Source organism: Flavobacterium sp. DW-iso2, assembly GCF_058725285.1.
Genome location: NZ_JBZXDY010000003.1, coordinates 1 through 16,558, shown reverse-complemented (window position 1 = coordinate 16,558; position 16,558 = coordinate 1). Strand labels below are relative to the sequence as shown.

The following is a 16,558-nucleotide window of genomic DNA, read 5'->3' as shown; positions in this document are numbered from 1 at the left end:
TTTGCAGTGTTCAGTTTTTAGTAAGCAGTTTAGTTTTGTAGCTTGTTATAGTTTATAGTTTTGCTGAAAGTGTAATTTTTTGATAAACACGTATTCAAATTTCTATAATAATTTTTGTGATTATGTTACCCACTACCTGATTAGTGGTAGCTGAATACTGAACACTAAAAAAATGTTCCACGTGAAACTATTTCGCGAAGCCTTGATATTATTAAGAAATTTGTTTTTTTTATTTTTTTACATATGAGGATAGTTCAGAAAGTTGTTTTGTCATTGCAAGAGAAAGAAGTTTTGTGCCAACTTTGGAATACTGAATATCCAGAGAAATTAAGTTATGAAACAATAGAGGGTTTCGATTTGTATCTAACTAGCTTATCAAACACAAAACATTATTTACTGACTGACGAAGCAAACAAAATAAAAGGTTGGGCATTTACTTTTTGTAGAGATGAGGAAGATTGGTTTGCAATACTTGTAGAGAAGAATAGTCAAGGCAGCGGTAAAGGTTCATTATTGATGGAAGAATTGAAAAAGAATAAAAATAGTTTGAATGGCTGGGTTGTAGATCATGAAAATGATGTAAAGCAAAATAAGGAGCAGTACAAATCTCCCTTGTTGTTTTATGTCAAAAACGGATTTGTTATTTGTCGAGAAGTGAGAATGGAAAATCAGAAAATATCGGCGGTCAAAATAAATTGGAAGTACTAAGTAAAAATATAAAAGCAGCAAACCCTAAAAGTGATAATTTCATTTTTAGGGTTTGCTATAAAAGCAAACCAAAATACTAATAATTATAAAATGGACATTTTAAATAAAAAGCATTTTCTTACTGTAAAAGACCATTCTGTTTCCAAAGAAACATTTGACTTATACCACGATGAAACACTGGACATGTTAATTACATATCCGCAACCCAGTTTAGAAAACTTGGGTAAGTATTATGAAAGTGAAGATTATATTTCACATACGGATGGAAAACGTTCGTTATTTGAAAAAGCGTATCATTTTATAAAAGGTATTGCTTTGAAAAATAAATTGCAGCTAATAAATTTGCAACAACCTCAAAAAGGTAGAATTTTAGACATTGGGGCTGGAACTGGAGATTTTTTAGCAGTAGCCAAAGAAAACGGTTGGGAAACAGTAGGAGTGGAGCCAAGTGATAAAGCTCGAGCCATTGCTTTGAAAAAAGCAGTTTCTTTTGTTGAAGACACTTCGGGATTAGAAAGTCATTCTTTTGACGTGATTACGATGTGGCATGTTTTGGAACATGTTCCAAATTTAGATAAGCAAATCAAAGAATTAAAGCGATTGCTAAAACCATCAGGAACTTTAATTGTTGCAGTGCCAAATTTCAAATCTTTCGATGCAAAACATTATGGAACATTTTGGGCAGCTTATGATGTGCCAATTCATTTTTGGCATTTTTCGAAAAAAGCGATAAAAATGCTTTTCGAAAAAGAAGGTATGGAATTAGAAAAAGTACTTCCTATGAAATTTGACTCTTTTTATGTGAGTCTGTTGTCTGAAAAATACAAATACGGTAAAATGAATTTTGTTAAAGCCTTTTTTGTTGGATTGCAATCGAATAGTAAAGCGAAGCAAAATTTGGAATATTCATCCCATATTTACGTTCTAAAAAACAATTAAATCGAATTTAAGGCTAATTTAAAGTTAGATTTACAAAGAAATGAGTGTTGGGATTGCTTATTATGGTTTTGAGGCTTATTTAAGCGCTGTTAAAGTCATTTTTTATAGATATAAATTATAATTTTCTGTTTTTTAATAACAAAACCTGATACTATAAATTTTTGCCAATTTTCAAAGTTTTTTAGGATAGTCTCTATTTTTTTATATTTTTGCTATACATACATAAATTACAAATAAACCAAAATGAAAAAAGTATTATTAATTATCGCAATTTCTATTTCAGTTGTTGCTTGCAACAAAACCGCAGACGTTAAAGAAGTAAAAACAGCTTATGTAGACACTTCGGTATTAATGAAAGAATATACAGAGGCGAAAGATCTTGCTGAAAAATACAAAGCACAGTCTGAAGAAAAAGGAAGACAGCTAGATGCAGAGATTAAACGTTTCAAAGAAGATGCTGCTAATTTTCAAAGTCAAGCACAAGCAAACGGTCAAGCATGGGCACAACAAAAAGGTGCTGAATTACAAAAAAGAGAGCAACAATTGAGTTATGCTCAACAAGCTTTATCTCAACAATTGCAACAAGAAAGTGGTGCAGAAATGGATACTTTAGTAAGCGGAGTGAAAAAATTCATTAAAGCATATGGTAAAGAAAAAGGATATTCTTATATCTATGGTACAGGAGATGCAGCATCCGTTTTATATGCTGAAGATAAATACGACATTACAAAAGATATCGTAAAAGCATTAAACGACAAATACAAGTCTGCTGTTAAAACAGAAGAAAAAGTAGAAGATAAAACAGAAGAAAAGAAATAAACTTCTGTTTTTATAAAATTCAATAGCCTCCATTCTTGTATTAGAGTGGAGGTTTTTTTTTTGATTATTTACTTATTCATATTGTCGTTATTATACTCTTGTAAATAGCTTACTTTTGTGTTGTCAAATTGTTTTTTTTAATCTATACGCCTGATGCAAACCGTTTCTGAAGCCGCCGCTTACACCTTACAATTCATCAACCAAACGCAACGTTCTATTTTTCTAACCGGAAAAGCAGGTACGGGAAAAACTACGCTTCTAAAGGAAATTATCGCAACCACGCACAAGAACACTGTGGTAGTAGCACCTACGGGTATTGCCGCTTTGAACGCAGGCGGTGTTACGATTCATTCCATGTTTCAGTTGCCTTTTGGAGGATTTATTCCCGCTTTTGGCGTCGATTCTCAGTTTACAGATACCGTAAAATTTGAATCTAAGGATACCTTGCGTCGGCATTTTAAAATGAGCGGATTGAAGAAATCGGTGATTCGTAATATGGAATTGCTGGTGATTGATGAAGTGAGTATGCTCCGTGCTGATTTGCTGGATGCGATGGATTACATGATGCAAACGGTGCGCAAGAATGCGACTCCTTTTGGTGGGGTTCAAGTATTATTTATAGGAGATTTACTACAGTTGCCGCCTGTCATTCGGGATGAGGAATGGCGTACGCTGCGCAACTACTACAAAGGGAAATTCTTTTTCCATTCGCATGCCGTGCAGCAAAGTCCGCCATTGTACATTGAGTTATCAAAAATATACCGTCAAACGGATACCGAATTCATCTCGGTTTTGAATAATTTACGGAACAACCAAATCACTGCTGCCGATGTTGAGGCATTGAACAAGTACGTTAAACCTGATTTTGATTTAAAAAATAACAAAGGGTATATCACGCTTACGACCCACAACAACAAGGCTGATGCTATGAATGCACAAGCTTTGGAAGATTTAAAAGGGGAGTTGATTACCTACAAACCAGATATCGTAGGTGATTTTCCCGAGAAGATCTTCCCGATAGAAGAACGCTTGCAGTTAAAACTAGGTGCACAAGTGATGTTCGTGAAAAATGATCTTTCTTTCGAAAAAAACTATTTCAACGGGAAAATGGGAATTATAAAATCTCTTTCGAGCCAGGAAATTCTGGTTCATTTTCCCGAAGAAGATAAAACCATAGAAGTCGAAAAATACGAATGGCAAAACATTCGTTATAAAATTGATCCTGCGACAAAAGAAATAGAGGAGGAGGTTTTAGGGACTTTTGTACATTACCCGATCAAGTTGGCATGGGCGATTACGGTGCATAAAAGCCAAGGTTTGACTTTTGACAAAGCTGCAATCGATGTTTCGCAAGTTTTCATGCCGGGTCAAGCATATGTTGCATTATCACGTTTGCGCTCGTTAGAAGGGCTTATTTTGCTATCTCCGTTGCGCATGAATGGGATTTCTAACGATCAGGATGTGATGGATTACTCTTTAAACAAGGCTTCAGAAGAATTGTTGAAAAATTCGTTGCATTTTGAAACCAAGAATTTTATTCATAATTATTTGATGCACAGTTTTGACTGGGCTAATTTAGCTCAGGAATGGCGCAATCACAAGTATAGTTATGGCGATAAATCAGAAAGTTCGTCTAAATCCAAACACGCACTTTGGGCCACAAAGCAAATGGAAACCATCGATTCGCTTTTGGATCCATCCAAAAAATTCATGGGGCAGCTCAACAAAATTTTCAACAATGAGACCGTCGATTTAATCCACGTTTCCGAGCGGATTCAGGCCGCTTTTGGTTATTTCTTAAAACCCATGGACGAACTGGTTTTTGAAATTCTCTGGAAGTTGGAAGAAGTGAAGCGTGTCAAGAAAAGCAAAGCCTATTATGACGAACTGATCGTGCTCGAAGAATTACAGACCAAAGCCGTTTTGCGGCTGATGAAAGCCAAGCTTTTAATTGAAACTGTCGTTGCAGGAGAACCCATTTCGAAGGAAAAACTAACCTCTGACGAAATTAAGAGATACATCACTAGAAAGACCGAAGCGATTCAGAACCAATTCAAGAAAGAAAATGTGACCTTGATCGAGGATGAAGCCGACTTGCAACGCTATACTTCTAAAAAAGCGACCAAGAAAGCACCCAAAAAATCGACCGTTCAGGAAACCTATGAGTTGTGGGTAGAAAAAAATTCAATTGCAGCTATTGCCACTATCAGAGTGCTTACAAAACAAACTATTTACTCGCATTTTGTCCAACTGATACAAACCAAAGCCGTGTCTATTACGGAGGTTTTACCGGAGGATAAAATACAGACTTTAGCTCAAGCTTTCCAAGGTTATAAGGAGGAATCGCTTAATGCATTAATGGAGAAAAACAGTGGTAAATTTACCTGGGATGAAGCCCGAATGTACAAAGCGACCTTGAATTAGTTTTAGTTTTTGGAGCAGTAGGAGAGCAGTTTTTAAGAACGAATCCTCCCGCTATTCGTTGCAATCTTTTCTTTTTTAAGGAAAAAAGATAAGGATTTCCACTGCTATCGGGGCTAGAATGTACGAATAGTATCTTTTCAAAATTGTACTTGTTCTTGTTTCAAAAGAAGATTTTGTATCTAAATTTTATGATGTAGCCGCTGAGATTGTTTAGTTCCTCGCAATGACACATAGCTTGTCATTGCGAGGAACGAAGCAATCTCACAATTATATTCAACAATCTAGTTCATATATTCTAGTGACCATTCATCATGTAATAATCGTATATTTGAAAGTGACAATTTCAATATTAAATCCATTCACCCTATGAACTATTCTGTCAAAGCCAGTATTTCCTCTAATAAAAATCCTTCGTCGGGATGACAAATAGTACCTGATAGTAATGCTTGAATTCTTGTTTTGACTATGTTTAGTTGTTGCTATTCTTCCACCCATTCTCCAGTAATTTGTCTTTCCGACAGAGGAGGAATCTCATCAAACGGCTCCGCAATCCTGTTCGTTAAAGACTATAATCAGAGTCCGTCAACCTTATCTACAATGCACTTACCTTTTTTAAGAAAAACTCTAAAATACACTACTTCTACATCATTAGCTAAACCACTATAATTTTTGGCTTCTCTTTACGGTCACGTAATACAATTTCGTGCTAACGTGTGGTTGATTTATAAATGAGATCTGTTGTTATTAATCATAAAGTAATACCGTATTTGTTGTATATTTGATAGTAAGTGGTTTGATCCACATGCTCAATACTAAAACCCATTCACCCTATGAACTATTCTGTCAAAGCCAGTATTTCCTCTAATACAAATGCAGCTGTACATATCAAGGAATCCGAGATTAGTTTTGGGATTTCTCCTGATACAGAAGCGAGTTTACCCAATCCAGCAGAGTTGTTTCTAGGATCCTTTTCGGCTTGTATTCTTAAAAATGTAGCGCGTTTTTCGGTGATGATGAATTTTGAATATGCAAACGCCGAATTAACCGTAAATGCGGTCCGACTAGAAAAGCCACCAAGAATGGATGAAATACAATATGAATTGCTCATCTACAGTCAAGACGAAAGCTTAAATATTGATTTGTTGCAAAAGAATATTGAAAAATTTGGAACCATCTTCAACACGGTTAAAGCCTGCTGTTCAGTCAGCGGTACCGTTAAAAAAATAATCGATTAGAAATCGAACCCAACTACTATAAATTCAGTTTTTAACTAACTATTAGCTACTAAAAAGGCAAAACTTAAAAGTCTTAGAATTCCATAAAACAGTGGCGAAACCAATTCAATACTGTATTTTTGCCTGATGCAAAAAAATATCCAGACTTCTCAATTTGAATTTGTTGCACTTATGGCCTCACTAATGTCGGTGGTAGCATTAGCGATTGACGCTTTATTGCCAGCGCTGGAGATTATTGGAATAACCATTGGTACTACTGAAGTTGTGGATAATCAATTGCTCATCACGATGATTTTTTTGGGTCTTGGATTTGGCCCATTAGTTTTTGGTCCGCTATCTGATAGTTTAGGAAGAAAACCAGTGGTTTACATGGGTTTTGCCTTGTTCATAGGCGCTAGTTTTATTTGTGTAAACGCCACCAATTTAGAAATGATGGTGGTGGGTAGAATATTGCAAGGAATAGGCTTATCTGCTCCTAGAACGATTAGTATTGCTATTATTCGCGATATGTACAGTGGCGATTATATGGCGCGTATTATGTCTTTTGTGACGGTTGTTTTTATATTGGTTCCTGTAATTGCTCCAGCGTTGGGTAAATTTGTGCTGGATTACTACAATTGGCATGGAATTTTTTATATTCAGGTAGTGATTAGCCTTCTAGTTTCCTTCTGGTTTTGGAAACGTCAACCAGAAACGTTATCAATAGCCAACAAAAAAGAATTTTCGTTACAAGGATTTATAAGCGAGTTCAAAGAGCTTTTCAAATTTAAAAAAACAATAGGCTATACCGTAATCTCAGGTTTTGTAACGGGATCATTCATGGTTTATTTAAGTAGTTCACAGCAAATATTCCAGAATCAATACCATCTTCAGGAAGAGTTTCCATATATTTTCGCTGGATTGGCAATTGCAATTGGTGCCGCTGTTTTTTCAAATGGTGTTTTAGTAATTAAGTATGGAATGGAGAAATTAATTACGGTTGCATTAGTTTCCTTCTTTGTGGTTTCGGCAATTTATGTAGCTTTATTTTATAACGCACCGAATCCAGATGTGCGTATTTTGATATTATTTTTTGCCTTGCAATTTTTTAGTATTGGTTTCCTTTTCGGAAATATTCGTGCCATGGCCATGGAACCAGTAGGACATATTGCTGGGACAGCCGCTGCGGTTACGGGTTGTATTTCTACAATTATGGCGGTGCCAATAAGCATCTTCATCGGTCGCTTTATTGCTGACACTGCTTTGCCGCTTTTTATTGGGTTTGCATTATGCGCCGCGTTAGCAATCGGTTTGCTTTTTTATCTGAAAAATGATCAGAAACGAACGATTAAAGCTTTAAGTTAATTAGTATTGCCTGAAATCCTTTTTAAGTAAATAGTTGGAATGTTTTTTTGTTCAAATAGTAATTAGAATGCTTTTAACCTATGCTTTGCAATCGTTTTTTTACTTTACTTTGGTTTTTATACGTTTGTGGTATCAATGTGTTTTTAGTAATCTTTCAATTGATTTAGCCAATTTTTACTCTCTGAAACTAAATATATGTCGCAAGATATTTTAAAATACGACTTTAAAGAAGGACTCTCTCATGAAATTGAAATTCTAGAGATGGTTGCACTGTATGAAGAATTTGAACAAGAACTAACAGCACCGCATCGCGCCGAATTCTATCAAATCCTTTGGTTCCAAAAAGGGAATCCTACTCACCATGTAGATTTTAATCCGATTTCAATTGCACCGAACACGGTGGTTTTTATCAATAAAAACAGTGTACAACAGTTTGATAATAAAATCGCTTTCGATGGTAAAGTGCTGTTATTTACTAAAGAATTTTTCTGCAAGGAAGAGTCAGACATCGCTTTTTTAAAAAGCAGTATCTTATTCCATGATTTATTTGCGATTCCAAAAATTGAAATTCCGTCTGTAACAACATTATTTGTGGGACTTTTTACAGCAATCGAAGTAGAATTAGCAAAACCCAAAGACCAATTTCAAGCAGATGTATTGCGCAATTATCTGCGGAACTTGCTTTTGCTTTTTGAAAGAGAAAGACGCTCGCAAGATTTTACAGAGGTAAAAAAAGGTCTCGATTTAGATTATGTAATGGTTTTTAAAGAATTGCTAGAGAATCAATTTCACCATAATAAACAAGTCAATAGTTATGCTACTCAAATGTATATTACTAAAAAGAGACTCAATCTCGCTACTTCAAAAATCTTGGGCTTAACGCCAAAAAAAATTATCGATGATCGCATTATGCTTGAAGCCAAAAGGCTTTTGGCACATTCAAGCGAGTCGGTTAAGGAAATTAGTTTTGCTTTGGGATTTGAGGAACCTACTAATTTTGTTAAGTATTTCCGAAAAAACCATCTTTCCACGCCACTCGAATTTAGAGATGGCTTTTTGAGTTAATTTCTATTTTGGCACAAATTTACCATCCAAAGGACTTTTTGTATCTCATTTCTTTTTGATTACCGTCGCACCTTTGCATCATCAATTTATAACAATAAAAAAATGATCAAATCAATAACAAGTGCAGCATTAATTCTTGGCCTAAGCCTAACAACTTCTTACGGTCAAACAGCTAAAAAATCAAAAAGTAAAAAAGAAAACACCATGGAAATGTCAAACAAACAAAAAGTAGTCGGATTAATAAAAGCAATAGAAACAGGAGCTCACGAGCCAGTTGCTTATATCAATCCTGAAAAATACATTCAGCACAATCTAGGAGTAGCGGATGGATTAGCTGGTTTTGGAGCACTTTTGCAACAATTGCCGCCTAATTCAGCGAAAGTAAATACAGTTCGTGCTTTTGAAGATGGTGATTTTGTTTTCACACAAACAGATTATAACTTCTTCGGGCCAAAAATTGGTTTTGATATCTTTAGATTCGAAAACGGAAAAATCGTAGAACATTGGGATAACTTACAAGAAACTCCAGCAAGTGCAAACCCAAGCGGACACTCGATGATTGACGGAGCTACTGAAGTTAAAGATCTTGATAAAACAGCAGTGAACAAAGCATTAGTAAAGAATTTCGTTTCTGATATTTTAGTAAACGGTAAAATGGAAAAGTTAGCGAGTTACTTTAATGGTGATGATTATATCCAGCACAATCCAAATATTGCTGACCAACTTTCTGGTTTAGGTGGAGCATTGGGAGCACTTGCAAAACAAGGGATTTTTATGAAATATGATACAATACATAAAGTATTGGGGCAAGGAAATTTTGTTTTGGTTGTTAGCGAAGGGTACTTTGGCGCAGACCACAATTCATTTTATGATTTATTTAGAGTGGAGAATGGCAAAATCGCTGAGCACTGGGATGTTGTAGAGAAAATTGCAGCACAAGATACTTGGAAAAACACAAACGGTAAGTTCTAATAAATAGTACCATTTAAAGATAAACAACAGCAATTTATTTGTTAGCAGCACCCGATAGCTTTCTAAAGTCTATCGGGTGTTTGTTATTTAAAGGTCTGATTTATAGGAAGTATTTAGTAGCAAACGTTAAAAGTTTCAAAATAATTTTTTTATTTCAAAGCATCTGCTTAGTTTTGTACCGTATTAAAATAGTAATGGCAAGAAGCAAACAATATAACGAGCAGGAAGTTCTAGAAAAAGCAATGGCTTTGTTCTGGCGCAATGGGTATGAAAACACCTCTGTACGTATGTTGGAAAAGGAAATGGGTATCAACCAATTTTCGATTTATGCTAGTTTTGGTAGTAAGCAAGGGCTGTTTTTAGAAAGTTTAAAATGCTACAAAAGCAAAGTAAACTGCATGTTCGAAAAGTTTAAAAACAGTGCAAACGGAATCAACGATATCAAAGATTTTTTCTATGATTCAGTTCAAGTTCCCATCGAGGTAGGGAACTACAAAGGATGTTTTTTGACGAATACCTACAACGAATTTGCCGAAGCAGAAGATCAAATTATTAATGCACAAATGGTTGAATTTATGGGTGGCATCAAACAGCTATTCATAGAAAAAATTCGAACGGATACAAGTAAAGACGAACAAACGGTATTGAAGCAAGCCAATTATTTGCTACTAGCAAAACACGGACTCGCCGCCGCATCAAGAGTCAACGATAAACAAGAAATAGCAGATTATATTGAATTAACATTCAAAAACCTCTAGCTTTTTTTTGCGTTAAAACTAAGCGAATGCTTAGAAATATTAAATAAAGATAAAAACAATTTAAAAATCAAAATTATGACAACTTTAAAAATTCACTCTATCGAGTCTGCTCCAGAAGCAAGTAAATCCTTACTAGAAAACTCTCAAAAAGCATACGGAATGATTCCGGGGCTTCACGGCGTATTAGCAGGATCTGCAGGCTTGTTAAATGCATACCAAACCTTGCACGAATTGTTCGTGGCTTCTTCATTCAACGAAGAAGAATTGACTGTAGTTTGGCAAACCATCAACGTAGAGCACGAGTGTCATTACTGTGTTCCAGCACATACTGGAATTGCTCACATGATGAAAGTAGACAACGCTATTATCGAGTCGTTACGTAACGAAACTCCACTAGCTGATGCTAAACTAGAAGCTTTGCGTACTTTTACTTTAAGCATGGTTCGCAACCGTGGAAACGTTTCTGAAGCAGAATTAGCTGCATTTTACGCAGCAGGTTACGGGGAACAACAAGTGCTAGATATTATCCTAGGATTATCTCAAAAAGTGATTAGTAACTACACAAACCACATTGCAAATACGCCGGTAGATGCACCTTTCCAAAAATTTGCTTGGTCAAAATAAGCGATCTAAGTAACTTACCGTATTTTGTATCTTTGGGCAGCAATTCCGCCCTCCGTTCCCGCTTTTTTTGTTCCGCTACGCTGCACAAAAAAGAGCTCCACTCCCGTCGGGCTGCGGGAAAGTGCATAAATAATGTTCCCAATACAAAATACGGGCAGTAACTTATAAATATAAAAACGAGAATCATGATAAAAGTAAGCGTAATGTATCCTAGTGGTCCAGACACCACATTTGATGTAGAATATTACAAAAACAAACATCTTCCTATGATTAAGGAAGCCTTGGGTGATGCCTTAAAAGGTTTAGAATTAAATATTGGTTTAGCCGGTAGAGCTCCAGGCGAGCCAGCTCCTTATGTGGCTATTGCACATTTAACATTTGATTCTGTGGAGGCTTTTCAAGCTTATTTCATACCGCATTCCGCTACCTTTGCTGCTGATATACCGAATTATACCAATACAATGGGCGTGCTCCAAATTAGCGAGATTGTGTAAGGATCAAAATTAAACAGCATTACAATAAAGGAATCGCATCGCGGTTTTTATAAAAAAAGCAACTCTTTTACGAGTTGCTTTTTTTATGCTTTTGTATTACGAATATATGATTCTTGAGATGTAATGTGTAGTAGTATTCTAAGCAGTTGCCTCTTTTTTTGTTGTACTTTTATGAAATTTAGCAGCAAATAAAAACCAGTTTAAAGACGATAAATATGACGACAGCATATCTTGATAGTGCTAAAGCACAGTTCAAACATTACAAATTAATTGGAGAAAAGACTTTCGATCAACTTAAAGACGAAGATTTATTTTGGCAGTTCAATGAAGAATCAAATAGTGTTGCCATAATTGTAAACCATATTTGGGGTAATATGATGTCTAGATGGACTGATTTCCTTACCAGTGATGGAGAAAAAGAATGGAGAAATCGGGACCAAGAATTTGAAATAGCTATTACTACAAAAGTAGAATTGTTAGTTAAGTGGAATCAAGGTTGGGACTGTCTTTTTGCGGCATTAGATTCAATAACAGAGGAAGACTTAAATGCAACAACAGTGTACATTAGAAATGAAGGTCATTCTATTATAGAAGCAATTAACAGACAATTAGCACATTACCCGTATCACATTGGACAAATTGTTTTTATTGGTAAAATGGCAAGCAAGAATTGGAGCGCTTTAACAATCCCGAAGGGACATTCTATGGCACATAATGCAGAAATGTTTACTAAATCAAAACAATAGCAGGGCCTAAAAGGGGTTTTTAAAGAATAATTCAACCTTTGTTATCTATTAGGTGTTTAAATAAGAGTTTGCGCGGCTAATCATGTAAAAACAGCGTTAATTGACGCGTTTTCCTTTATGAAGGCGCAACGAAGCGTAAAAAGACGTTCTAAGCATTCAAATATTGTAGCATTTGCAGGCTGACAAATAATACGGTTGATTGTGAACTAATACCTATTATCCACAAAACAGCCCAATTGGCACATCTAGCGGAGTCGAGAACCACTATTGCATGTCTAGTCCGTACGATGTGATAATAATTTGTAAGTACTATTCTGTGTTTGTTATAAACCACTTTGGTCTATAAATTTAAGATTTGGAAGGATATTCGTATCGTTAATCAAATGCTTAGCCCAGATAGAAGCGGCATCCTCTTGTGGTCTCATTTTTATGAGACCACAAGAGATATAGCGAATAGCTGGAGATTGCTCCTAAAAAAACACCCCCACATAGCGAACTGCTTTTTGGGGGTAGTCTAAACCATAGGGGTTTTTAGATTATAGGGACTCGATCAAAAGCCAAGCTTCTGGATTGTCGTTTTTCTGAATTTCTTTCATCGCTTTGTCTGCTTCGGCAAAAGTGGCATAACTACCGTAAAGTACAGGGTATAGGCCATATTTATTAATACCGATGCGTTTTGCTTTGTATCCTTTGTTTGATAGTCGTTTGAATATTTTATCAGCATTTGCTTCTTCTCTAAAAGCGCCTGCCATAATATGATACGACATCTTACTTTCTTTTACGGAAAGGGTTACCGCAGGTATAGGGCTTTTTATAAAGAAAGTAGCTTCTTGAATTTTGTTATTTACTTGTTTCTGAACGGCTGTTTCAACTAAAACCGTTTGGGAACTGATTTGGTTTTGATAGACAGAATAACCAACAGTGCTGGTTAATGCTAATCCTAAAACAAAAATCGCGGCATATTGTAAGTACGAACGACCGCTTTTTTCTTCTGTATCTAAAGTGATTACGGTATTTTCTTCTAGTGCATCGATTTTTTGTTCAAAAATTTCTCTTTTTACAACCGGCGAAACAAAGGCGCTTAAACCAAATGAACTCGTCAAATAATTAGTTTGGTCTAAAGGTTTGAAAACAATATTTTTATCTGCATTAAGGCTGATGTCTCCAATGCTTTTTATCGAAAAACTTCCGTTTGTCTCCAATGCTTTTTTCCAATTCAATACTTCATATTGAATAGCACTCACGGCATAATCGTAAGATGTTTTCTCTGCTTGAGCAATATGGTTGGCTAAAAGGCCATCGTTATTTTTTAAATTGGCATTGAAAGAGATCATCTTTTTTGGAGGAAAAAATGAATTTGCGCTTTCAACCCACTTTGCCGATTGGATTTCAGTCAAAAATGCACCGAATCCAGGAACGGTAACACATTGATAACGATATAAAAGCTGAGCGATGTAAGGTTCGATGTTCATACATACAAAGTTATACAATGAAAATAGTTATCAAAATTTTATTCACAATTTTTATTAACAATCTGCGTAATTTTTTTATACATTTCAGCTACAAATAATTAGCATGACAGAACAAGATTTATTTTATCTATTGGCCTTGCAAAGAGTGGAGGGTGTAGGCGATATTATGGCCAAAAAGCTGCTTACTCATTGCGGCAGTGCCGAGGCTGTTTTTAAAACCAAGACCACTCAACTTGGCGCTATTGATGGTGTGGGGTCTATGTTACTTAGAAACCTAAAGAACCAGGCTGTTTTTGACAAAGCCAATGCAGAACTAGAATTCATACGAACGAACGAGATTAATGTGGCGCATTTTCAAGGTGATAATTATCCGGAGCGGTTAAAACATTGTATTGATGGCCCATTGTTATTGTTTACCTCAGGTGCTATTGATTTAAAGAACCGCAAAATAATCAGTATCGTAGGAACGCGGCAAATCACGTCTTACGGCACGGAATTCTGCAGGAAGCTGATAGAGGATTTGGCTCCGCTGGATCCTGTGATTGTGAGTGGTTTTGCCTATGGTGTAGATATCGTGGCGCATCAGCTAGCGATAGAACACAATTTACAGACAATAGGCGTGGTGGCGCATGGCTTGAACCAAATCTATCCCAAAACCCACAAAAAGTATGTCGCCAAGGTCGAGCAGAACGGCGGATTCATGACGGAGTTCTGGAGTTCATCGAATCCTGACAAGGAAAACTTTGTGCGTAGAAATAGAATCGTAGCGGGAATGAGCGAAGCAACCATTGTAATTGAATCAGCAGATCGTGGCGGTTCATTGATCACGGCTAACATGGCCAACGATTATAACCGTGATGTTTTTGCAGTTCCCGGTCGCGTAACGGATAAATACTCCCAAGGCTGCAACAACCTTATCAAAACTCAAAAAGCAAACGTACTCACCAGCGCCGCTGATCTTATCTATATCCTGAACTGGGATATCCAGAAGGAATCGAAGCCCGTACAAAAACAATTGTTTGTCTCGCTAGACGACGACGAGCAAAAAGTATATGATTACCTATTAAAAACAGGAAAAGAAGTGATGGATATCATTGCTTTGCGATGTGATTTTCCTATTTACAGGATTTCAGGTATGCTGTTGAATATGGAATTGAAAGGCGTGATTAGGCCCTTGCCGGGGAAATTGTTTGAGGCGATTTGATTTTATATAAAGATCCCCTTCCGGGTTTTAAATCGGGAAGGGGATGAGTGGAATGAGTAGTACCTATAAATCCATAGTTAATTAGTTTTAGGATAATATGGTTTGGCGTATAGCAGCGGGCGCAAAGTCAGGAGACATTTGCGCAGCAGCCTTAGATTTTTATTAATTTTGTTTTTATGAACACTTCGCAGAGCTGGAAATATAATAATTAAAATTTGTATTTTCATAATTAATTTAAGTAAAATACTTACAGCTAAATAAAAATCCTCAAATGTTTATAAATCCTTGAGGATTTTTGATGTTAAATGAGTTTTTCAATGTGAATTAGATACTTTATTCAATTTGATAACCACAACTTACTTGTATATATTCCTTTTTCTTATCATTAACTAAAAAGATTATGTAATTGTTGAGAAATTCCGAAAGTTCTAAATCATTTAATTTTTGTTTTTTGTTTTCCTCATAAAATCTTGAAGACCGTACAAACCCTTTAAGGGATAATACTTCTTTGGGTTTTAAATCACTTATGCTTTTACCTTTTTGAAAGAAAAAAGTCCCGTTTGAACTTCCGCTGCTATCATTCAGATAGAAATGATTTGGAATTTCAACATAAGTATTGATGTATTTGCTATCAAATTTAAAAAAAAGAGTATCTGTTACTTCGTTATTAATTATATTCCAATTTTTGTCACGTAATGGATAATATGATTTATATTCTAAATATCTAGGTTGAATAAATTCATCACCATAAACAAAATATATTATGTATTTATTAGTTAATGAATCTTTCAATTTCCATTTGTCTATTATTTTATTATGAATCCCGTCAAAATAAAATTTTCTATTTTCAATGTAATCCTTTATCGATAGAATTTTTTTAGGTTTTAAACCCTTAGTTAAATATCCGTTACCAACAAAAAATATATATCCATTGGTTTTAGTATGACTCATTTGCTCCTTTTCAGCTTCTACTTGCTTTTCATAAGTTTGATGCAAACTATTAGCAGAAATTGTAGGCGATATGGTGTAATATTTGTCTATGTTAAAAAAGAGAGTGTCTTTATCTTTTTCCTGAGCTTTTAAAAGATTCATAAAAAAAAAAGAAAACGTAATAATAAAAATATGTGTTTTCATAATTAAATAGTTTTAGAATATTATGGGCAAGTTTTTGACATTTTGGTTACTCTTGAAGCTAGATCGTTTATTGCTTGTTGCTGTTGAGGTGTTAAATCTGTCCAAGCTTTAACATTGTTGTTCTTTAGGCCTGACCAAGCCAAAGCCTCATAAAAAGCATCACTCGGTTCTTCTCCATAATAATCCTTATAATTTTTATAATCATTAGGAAGTACAGTTTTATTAAATTCTTTAAGAGCTTCTTTCATACTCTGTAGATATAATCCAGCCATAGTGCCGTGGTCGTTTCCGTATTTGTTATATTCTTGTTTAAAATCAAGTGTTCCTGGTATTGTATTAACATTGTATAGTTTTCTAATTATATCTGCGTGAATGTATTCATGTAAAATGGTTCTCGCAGCATCAAGAACTGATTGCTCATTTGAGCGAGAAGTACTAATTGCTATATTTATTAATGTTTTATTGATTTGATTGTTATATGTAGTTTCACCATTTGATTCAATTAAATTACCATTCGAATCTTTGACCATTATTTTATCGACAGAAACAATTTTAATATCAAAAGAGGAAGAGCTACCTTGGAAATTAGCCAATAAATTTTGGACAAAAGAATCTCCATT

15 protein-coding genes and 1 pseudogene are annotated in these 16,558 nt (G+C 35.2%); 13 read left to right on the top strand and 3 right to left on the bottom strand.

Annotated features, from left to right (window positions below; translation table 11 throughout):
• The first annotated feature begins 243 nt into the window (after window positions 1-243).
• From AC4PRO_RS02755 to AC4PRO_RS02700, 12 genes are all read left to right on the top strand, one after another.
• A complete protein-coding gene (locus AC4PRO_RS02755; protein ID WP_492116221.1) occupies window positions 244-708 on the top strand; it encodes a GNAT family N-acetyltransferase in 465 nt (154 codons plus the stop codon).
• A 90-nt stretch (window positions 709-798) separates the two neighbouring features.
• Complete coding sequence (locus AC4PRO_RS02750; RefSeq protein WP_492116220.1) at window positions 799-1,647, top strand: class I SAM-dependent methyltransferase; 849 nt, start codon at window positions 799-801, stop codon at window positions 1,645-1,647.
• A 243-nt stretch (window positions 1,648-1,890) separates the two neighbouring features.
• On the top strand, window positions 1,891-2,466 hold the full coding sequence (locus AC4PRO_RS02745; protein ID WP_492116219.1) for an OmpH/Skp family outer membrane protein: 576 nt from the start codon (window positions 1,891-1,893) through the stop codon (window positions 2,464-2,466).
• A gap of 153 nt (window positions 2,467-2,619) precedes the next feature.
• The gene (locus tag AC4PRO_RS02740; protein WP_492116218.1) at window positions 2,620-4,890 is read left to right on the top strand and encodes a helix-turn-helix domain-containing protein; all 2,271 of its coding nucleotides are present in this window, start codon (window positions 2,620-2,622) and stop codon (window positions 4,888-4,890) included.
• Between the two features lie 830 nt (window positions 4,891-5,720).
• Complete coding sequence (locus AC4PRO_RS02735) at window positions 5,721-6,125, top strand: OsmC family protein (protein WP_492116217.1); 405 nt, start codon at window positions 5,721-5,723, stop codon at window positions 6,123-6,125.
• A 126-nt stretch (window positions 6,126-6,251) separates the two neighbouring features.
• On the top strand, window positions 6,252-7,469 hold the full coding sequence (locus AC4PRO_RS02730; protein WP_492116216.1) for a multidrug effflux MFS transporter: 1,218 nt from the start codon (window positions 6,252-6,254) through the stop codon (window positions 7,467-7,469).
• 195 nt (window positions 7,470-7,664) lie between these two features.
• On the top strand, window positions 7,665-8,534 hold the full coding sequence (locus tag AC4PRO_RS02725) for an AraC family transcriptional regulator (protein ID WP_492116215.1): 870 nt from the start codon (window positions 7,665-7,667) through the stop codon (window positions 8,532-8,534).
• A gap of 102 nt (window positions 8,535-8,636) precedes the next feature.
• Window positions 8,637-9,506, top strand: a complete 870-nt coding sequence (locus AC4PRO_RS02720) for a nuclear transport factor 2 family protein (protein ID WP_492116214.1) — start codon at window positions 8,637-8,639, stop codon at window positions 9,504-9,506.
• A 194-nt stretch (window positions 9,507-9,700) separates the two neighbouring features.
• Window positions 9,701-10,264, top strand: coding sequence for a TetR/AcrR family transcriptional regulator (locus AC4PRO_RS02715; RefSeq protein ID WP_492116213.1), 564 nt, complete (start codon window positions 9,701-9,703; stop codon window positions 10,262-10,264).
• A gap of 75 nt (window positions 10,265-10,339) precedes the next feature.
• On the top strand, window positions 10,340-10,888 hold the full coding sequence (locus AC4PRO_RS02710; RefSeq protein WP_492116212.1) for a carboxymuconolactone decarboxylase family protein: 549 nt from the start codon (window positions 10,340-10,342) through the stop codon (window positions 10,886-10,888).
• A 185-nt stretch (window positions 10,889-11,073) separates the two neighbouring features.
• Window positions 11,074-11,382 (top strand): EthD family reductase, encoded by a 309-nt coding sequence (locus AC4PRO_RS02705; protein ID WP_492116211.1) that lies wholly within the window; start codon window positions 11,074-11,076, stop codon window positions 11,380-11,382.
• Window positions 11,383-11,597: 215 nt separating this feature from the next.
• The gene (locus AC4PRO_RS02700) at window positions 11,598-12,128 is read left to right on the top strand and encodes a DUF1572 family protein (RefSeq protein WP_492116210.1); all 531 of its coding nucleotides are present in this window, start codon (window positions 11,598-11,600) and stop codon (window positions 12,126-12,128) included.
• Window positions 12,129-12,664: 536 nt separating this feature from the next.
• Here AC4PRO_RS02700 and AC4PRO_RS02695 read toward each other — a convergent pair.
• The gene (locus AC4PRO_RS02695; RefSeq protein WP_492116209.1) at window positions 12,665-13,600 is read right to left on the bottom strand and encodes an HU domain-containing protein; all 936 of its coding nucleotides are present in this window, start codon (window positions 13,598-13,600) and stop codon (window positions 12,665-12,667) included.
• Window positions 13,601-13,703: 103 nt separating this feature from the next.
• On the opposite strand from AC4PRO_RS02695, the gene dprA reads away from it, so the two are divergent.
• The gene (gene dprA, locus AC4PRO_RS02690; RefSeq protein WP_492116208.1) at window positions 13,704-14,804 is read left to right on the top strand and encodes a DNA-processing protein DprA; all 1,101 of its coding nucleotides are present in this window, start codon (window positions 13,704-13,706) and stop codon (window positions 14,802-14,804) included.
• 333 nt (window positions 14,805-15,137) lie between these two features.
• On the opposite strand, the gene AC4PRO_RS02685 is transcribed toward dprA, so the two are convergent.
• Together AC4PRO_RS02685 and AC4PRO_RS02680 are read right to left on the bottom strand one after the other, a co-directional pair.
• Window positions 15,138-15,938: a hypothetical protein gene (locus AC4PRO_RS02685; protein WP_492116207.1), complete on the bottom strand. Its 801-nt coding sequence runs from the start codon at window positions 15,936-15,938 to the stop codon at window positions 15,138-15,140.
• 20 nt (window positions 15,939-15,958) lie between these two features.
• A pseudogene (locus tag AC4PRO_RS02680) lies at window positions 15,959-16,558 on the bottom strand (hypothetical protein); the annotation flags it as partial.

Coding starts and splice junctions, on each gene's coding strand:
- AC4PRO_RS02720 (WP_492116214.1), top strand. CDS start 8,637: ATGATCAAATCAATAACAAGTGCAGCATTAATTCTTGGCCTAAGCCTA.
- AC4PRO_RS02755 (WP_492116221.1), top strand. CDS start 244: ATGAGGATAGTTCAGAAAGTTGTTTTGTCATTGCAAGAGAAAGAAGTT.
- AC4PRO_RS02685 (WP_492116207.1), bottom strand. CDS start 15,938: ATGAAAACACATATTTTTATTATTACGTTTTCTTTTTTTTTTATGAAT.
- dprA (WP_492116208.1), top strand. CDS start 13,704: ATGACAGAACAAGATTTATTTTATCTATTGGCCTTGCAAAGAGTGGAG.
- AC4PRO_RS02735 (WP_492116217.1), top strand. CDS start 5,721: ATGAACTATTCTGTCAAAGCCAGTATTTCCTCTAATACAAATGCAGCT.
- AC4PRO_RS02700 (WP_492116210.1), top strand. CDS start 11,598: ATGACGACAGCATATCTTGATAGTGCTAAAGCACAGTTCAAACATTAC.
- AC4PRO_RS02730 (WP_492116216.1), top strand. CDS start 6,252: ATGCAAAAAAATATCCAGACTTCTCAATTTGAATTTGTTGCACTTATG.
- AC4PRO_RS02715 (WP_492116213.1), top strand. CDS start 9,701: ATGGCAAGAAGCAAACAATATAACGAGCAGGAAGTTCTAGAAAAAGCA.
- AC4PRO_RS02750 (WP_492116220.1), top strand. CDS start 799: ATGGACATTTTAAATAAAAAGCATTTTCTTACTGTAAAAGACCATTCT.
- AC4PRO_RS02710 (WP_492116212.1), top strand. CDS start 10,340: ATGACAACTTTAAAAATTCACTCTATCGAGTCTGCTCCAGAAGCAAGT.
- AC4PRO_RS02705 (WP_492116211.1), top strand. CDS start 11,074: ATGATAAAAGTAAGCGTAATGTATCCTAGTGGTCCAGACACCACATTT.
- AC4PRO_RS02725 (WP_492116215.1), top strand. CDS start 7,665: ATGTCGCAAGATATTTTAAAATACGACTTTAAAGAAGGACTCTCTCAT.
- AC4PRO_RS02695 (WP_492116209.1), bottom strand. CDS start 13,600: ATGAACATCGAACCTTACATCGCTCAGCTTTTATATCGTTATCAATGT.
- AC4PRO_RS02740 (WP_492116218.1), top strand. CDS start 2,620: ATGCAAACCGTTTCTGAAGCCGCCGCTTACACCTTACAATTCATCAAC.
- AC4PRO_RS02745 (WP_492116219.1), top strand. CDS start 1,891: ATGAAAAAAGTATTATTAATTATCGCAATTTCTATTTCAGTTGTTGCT.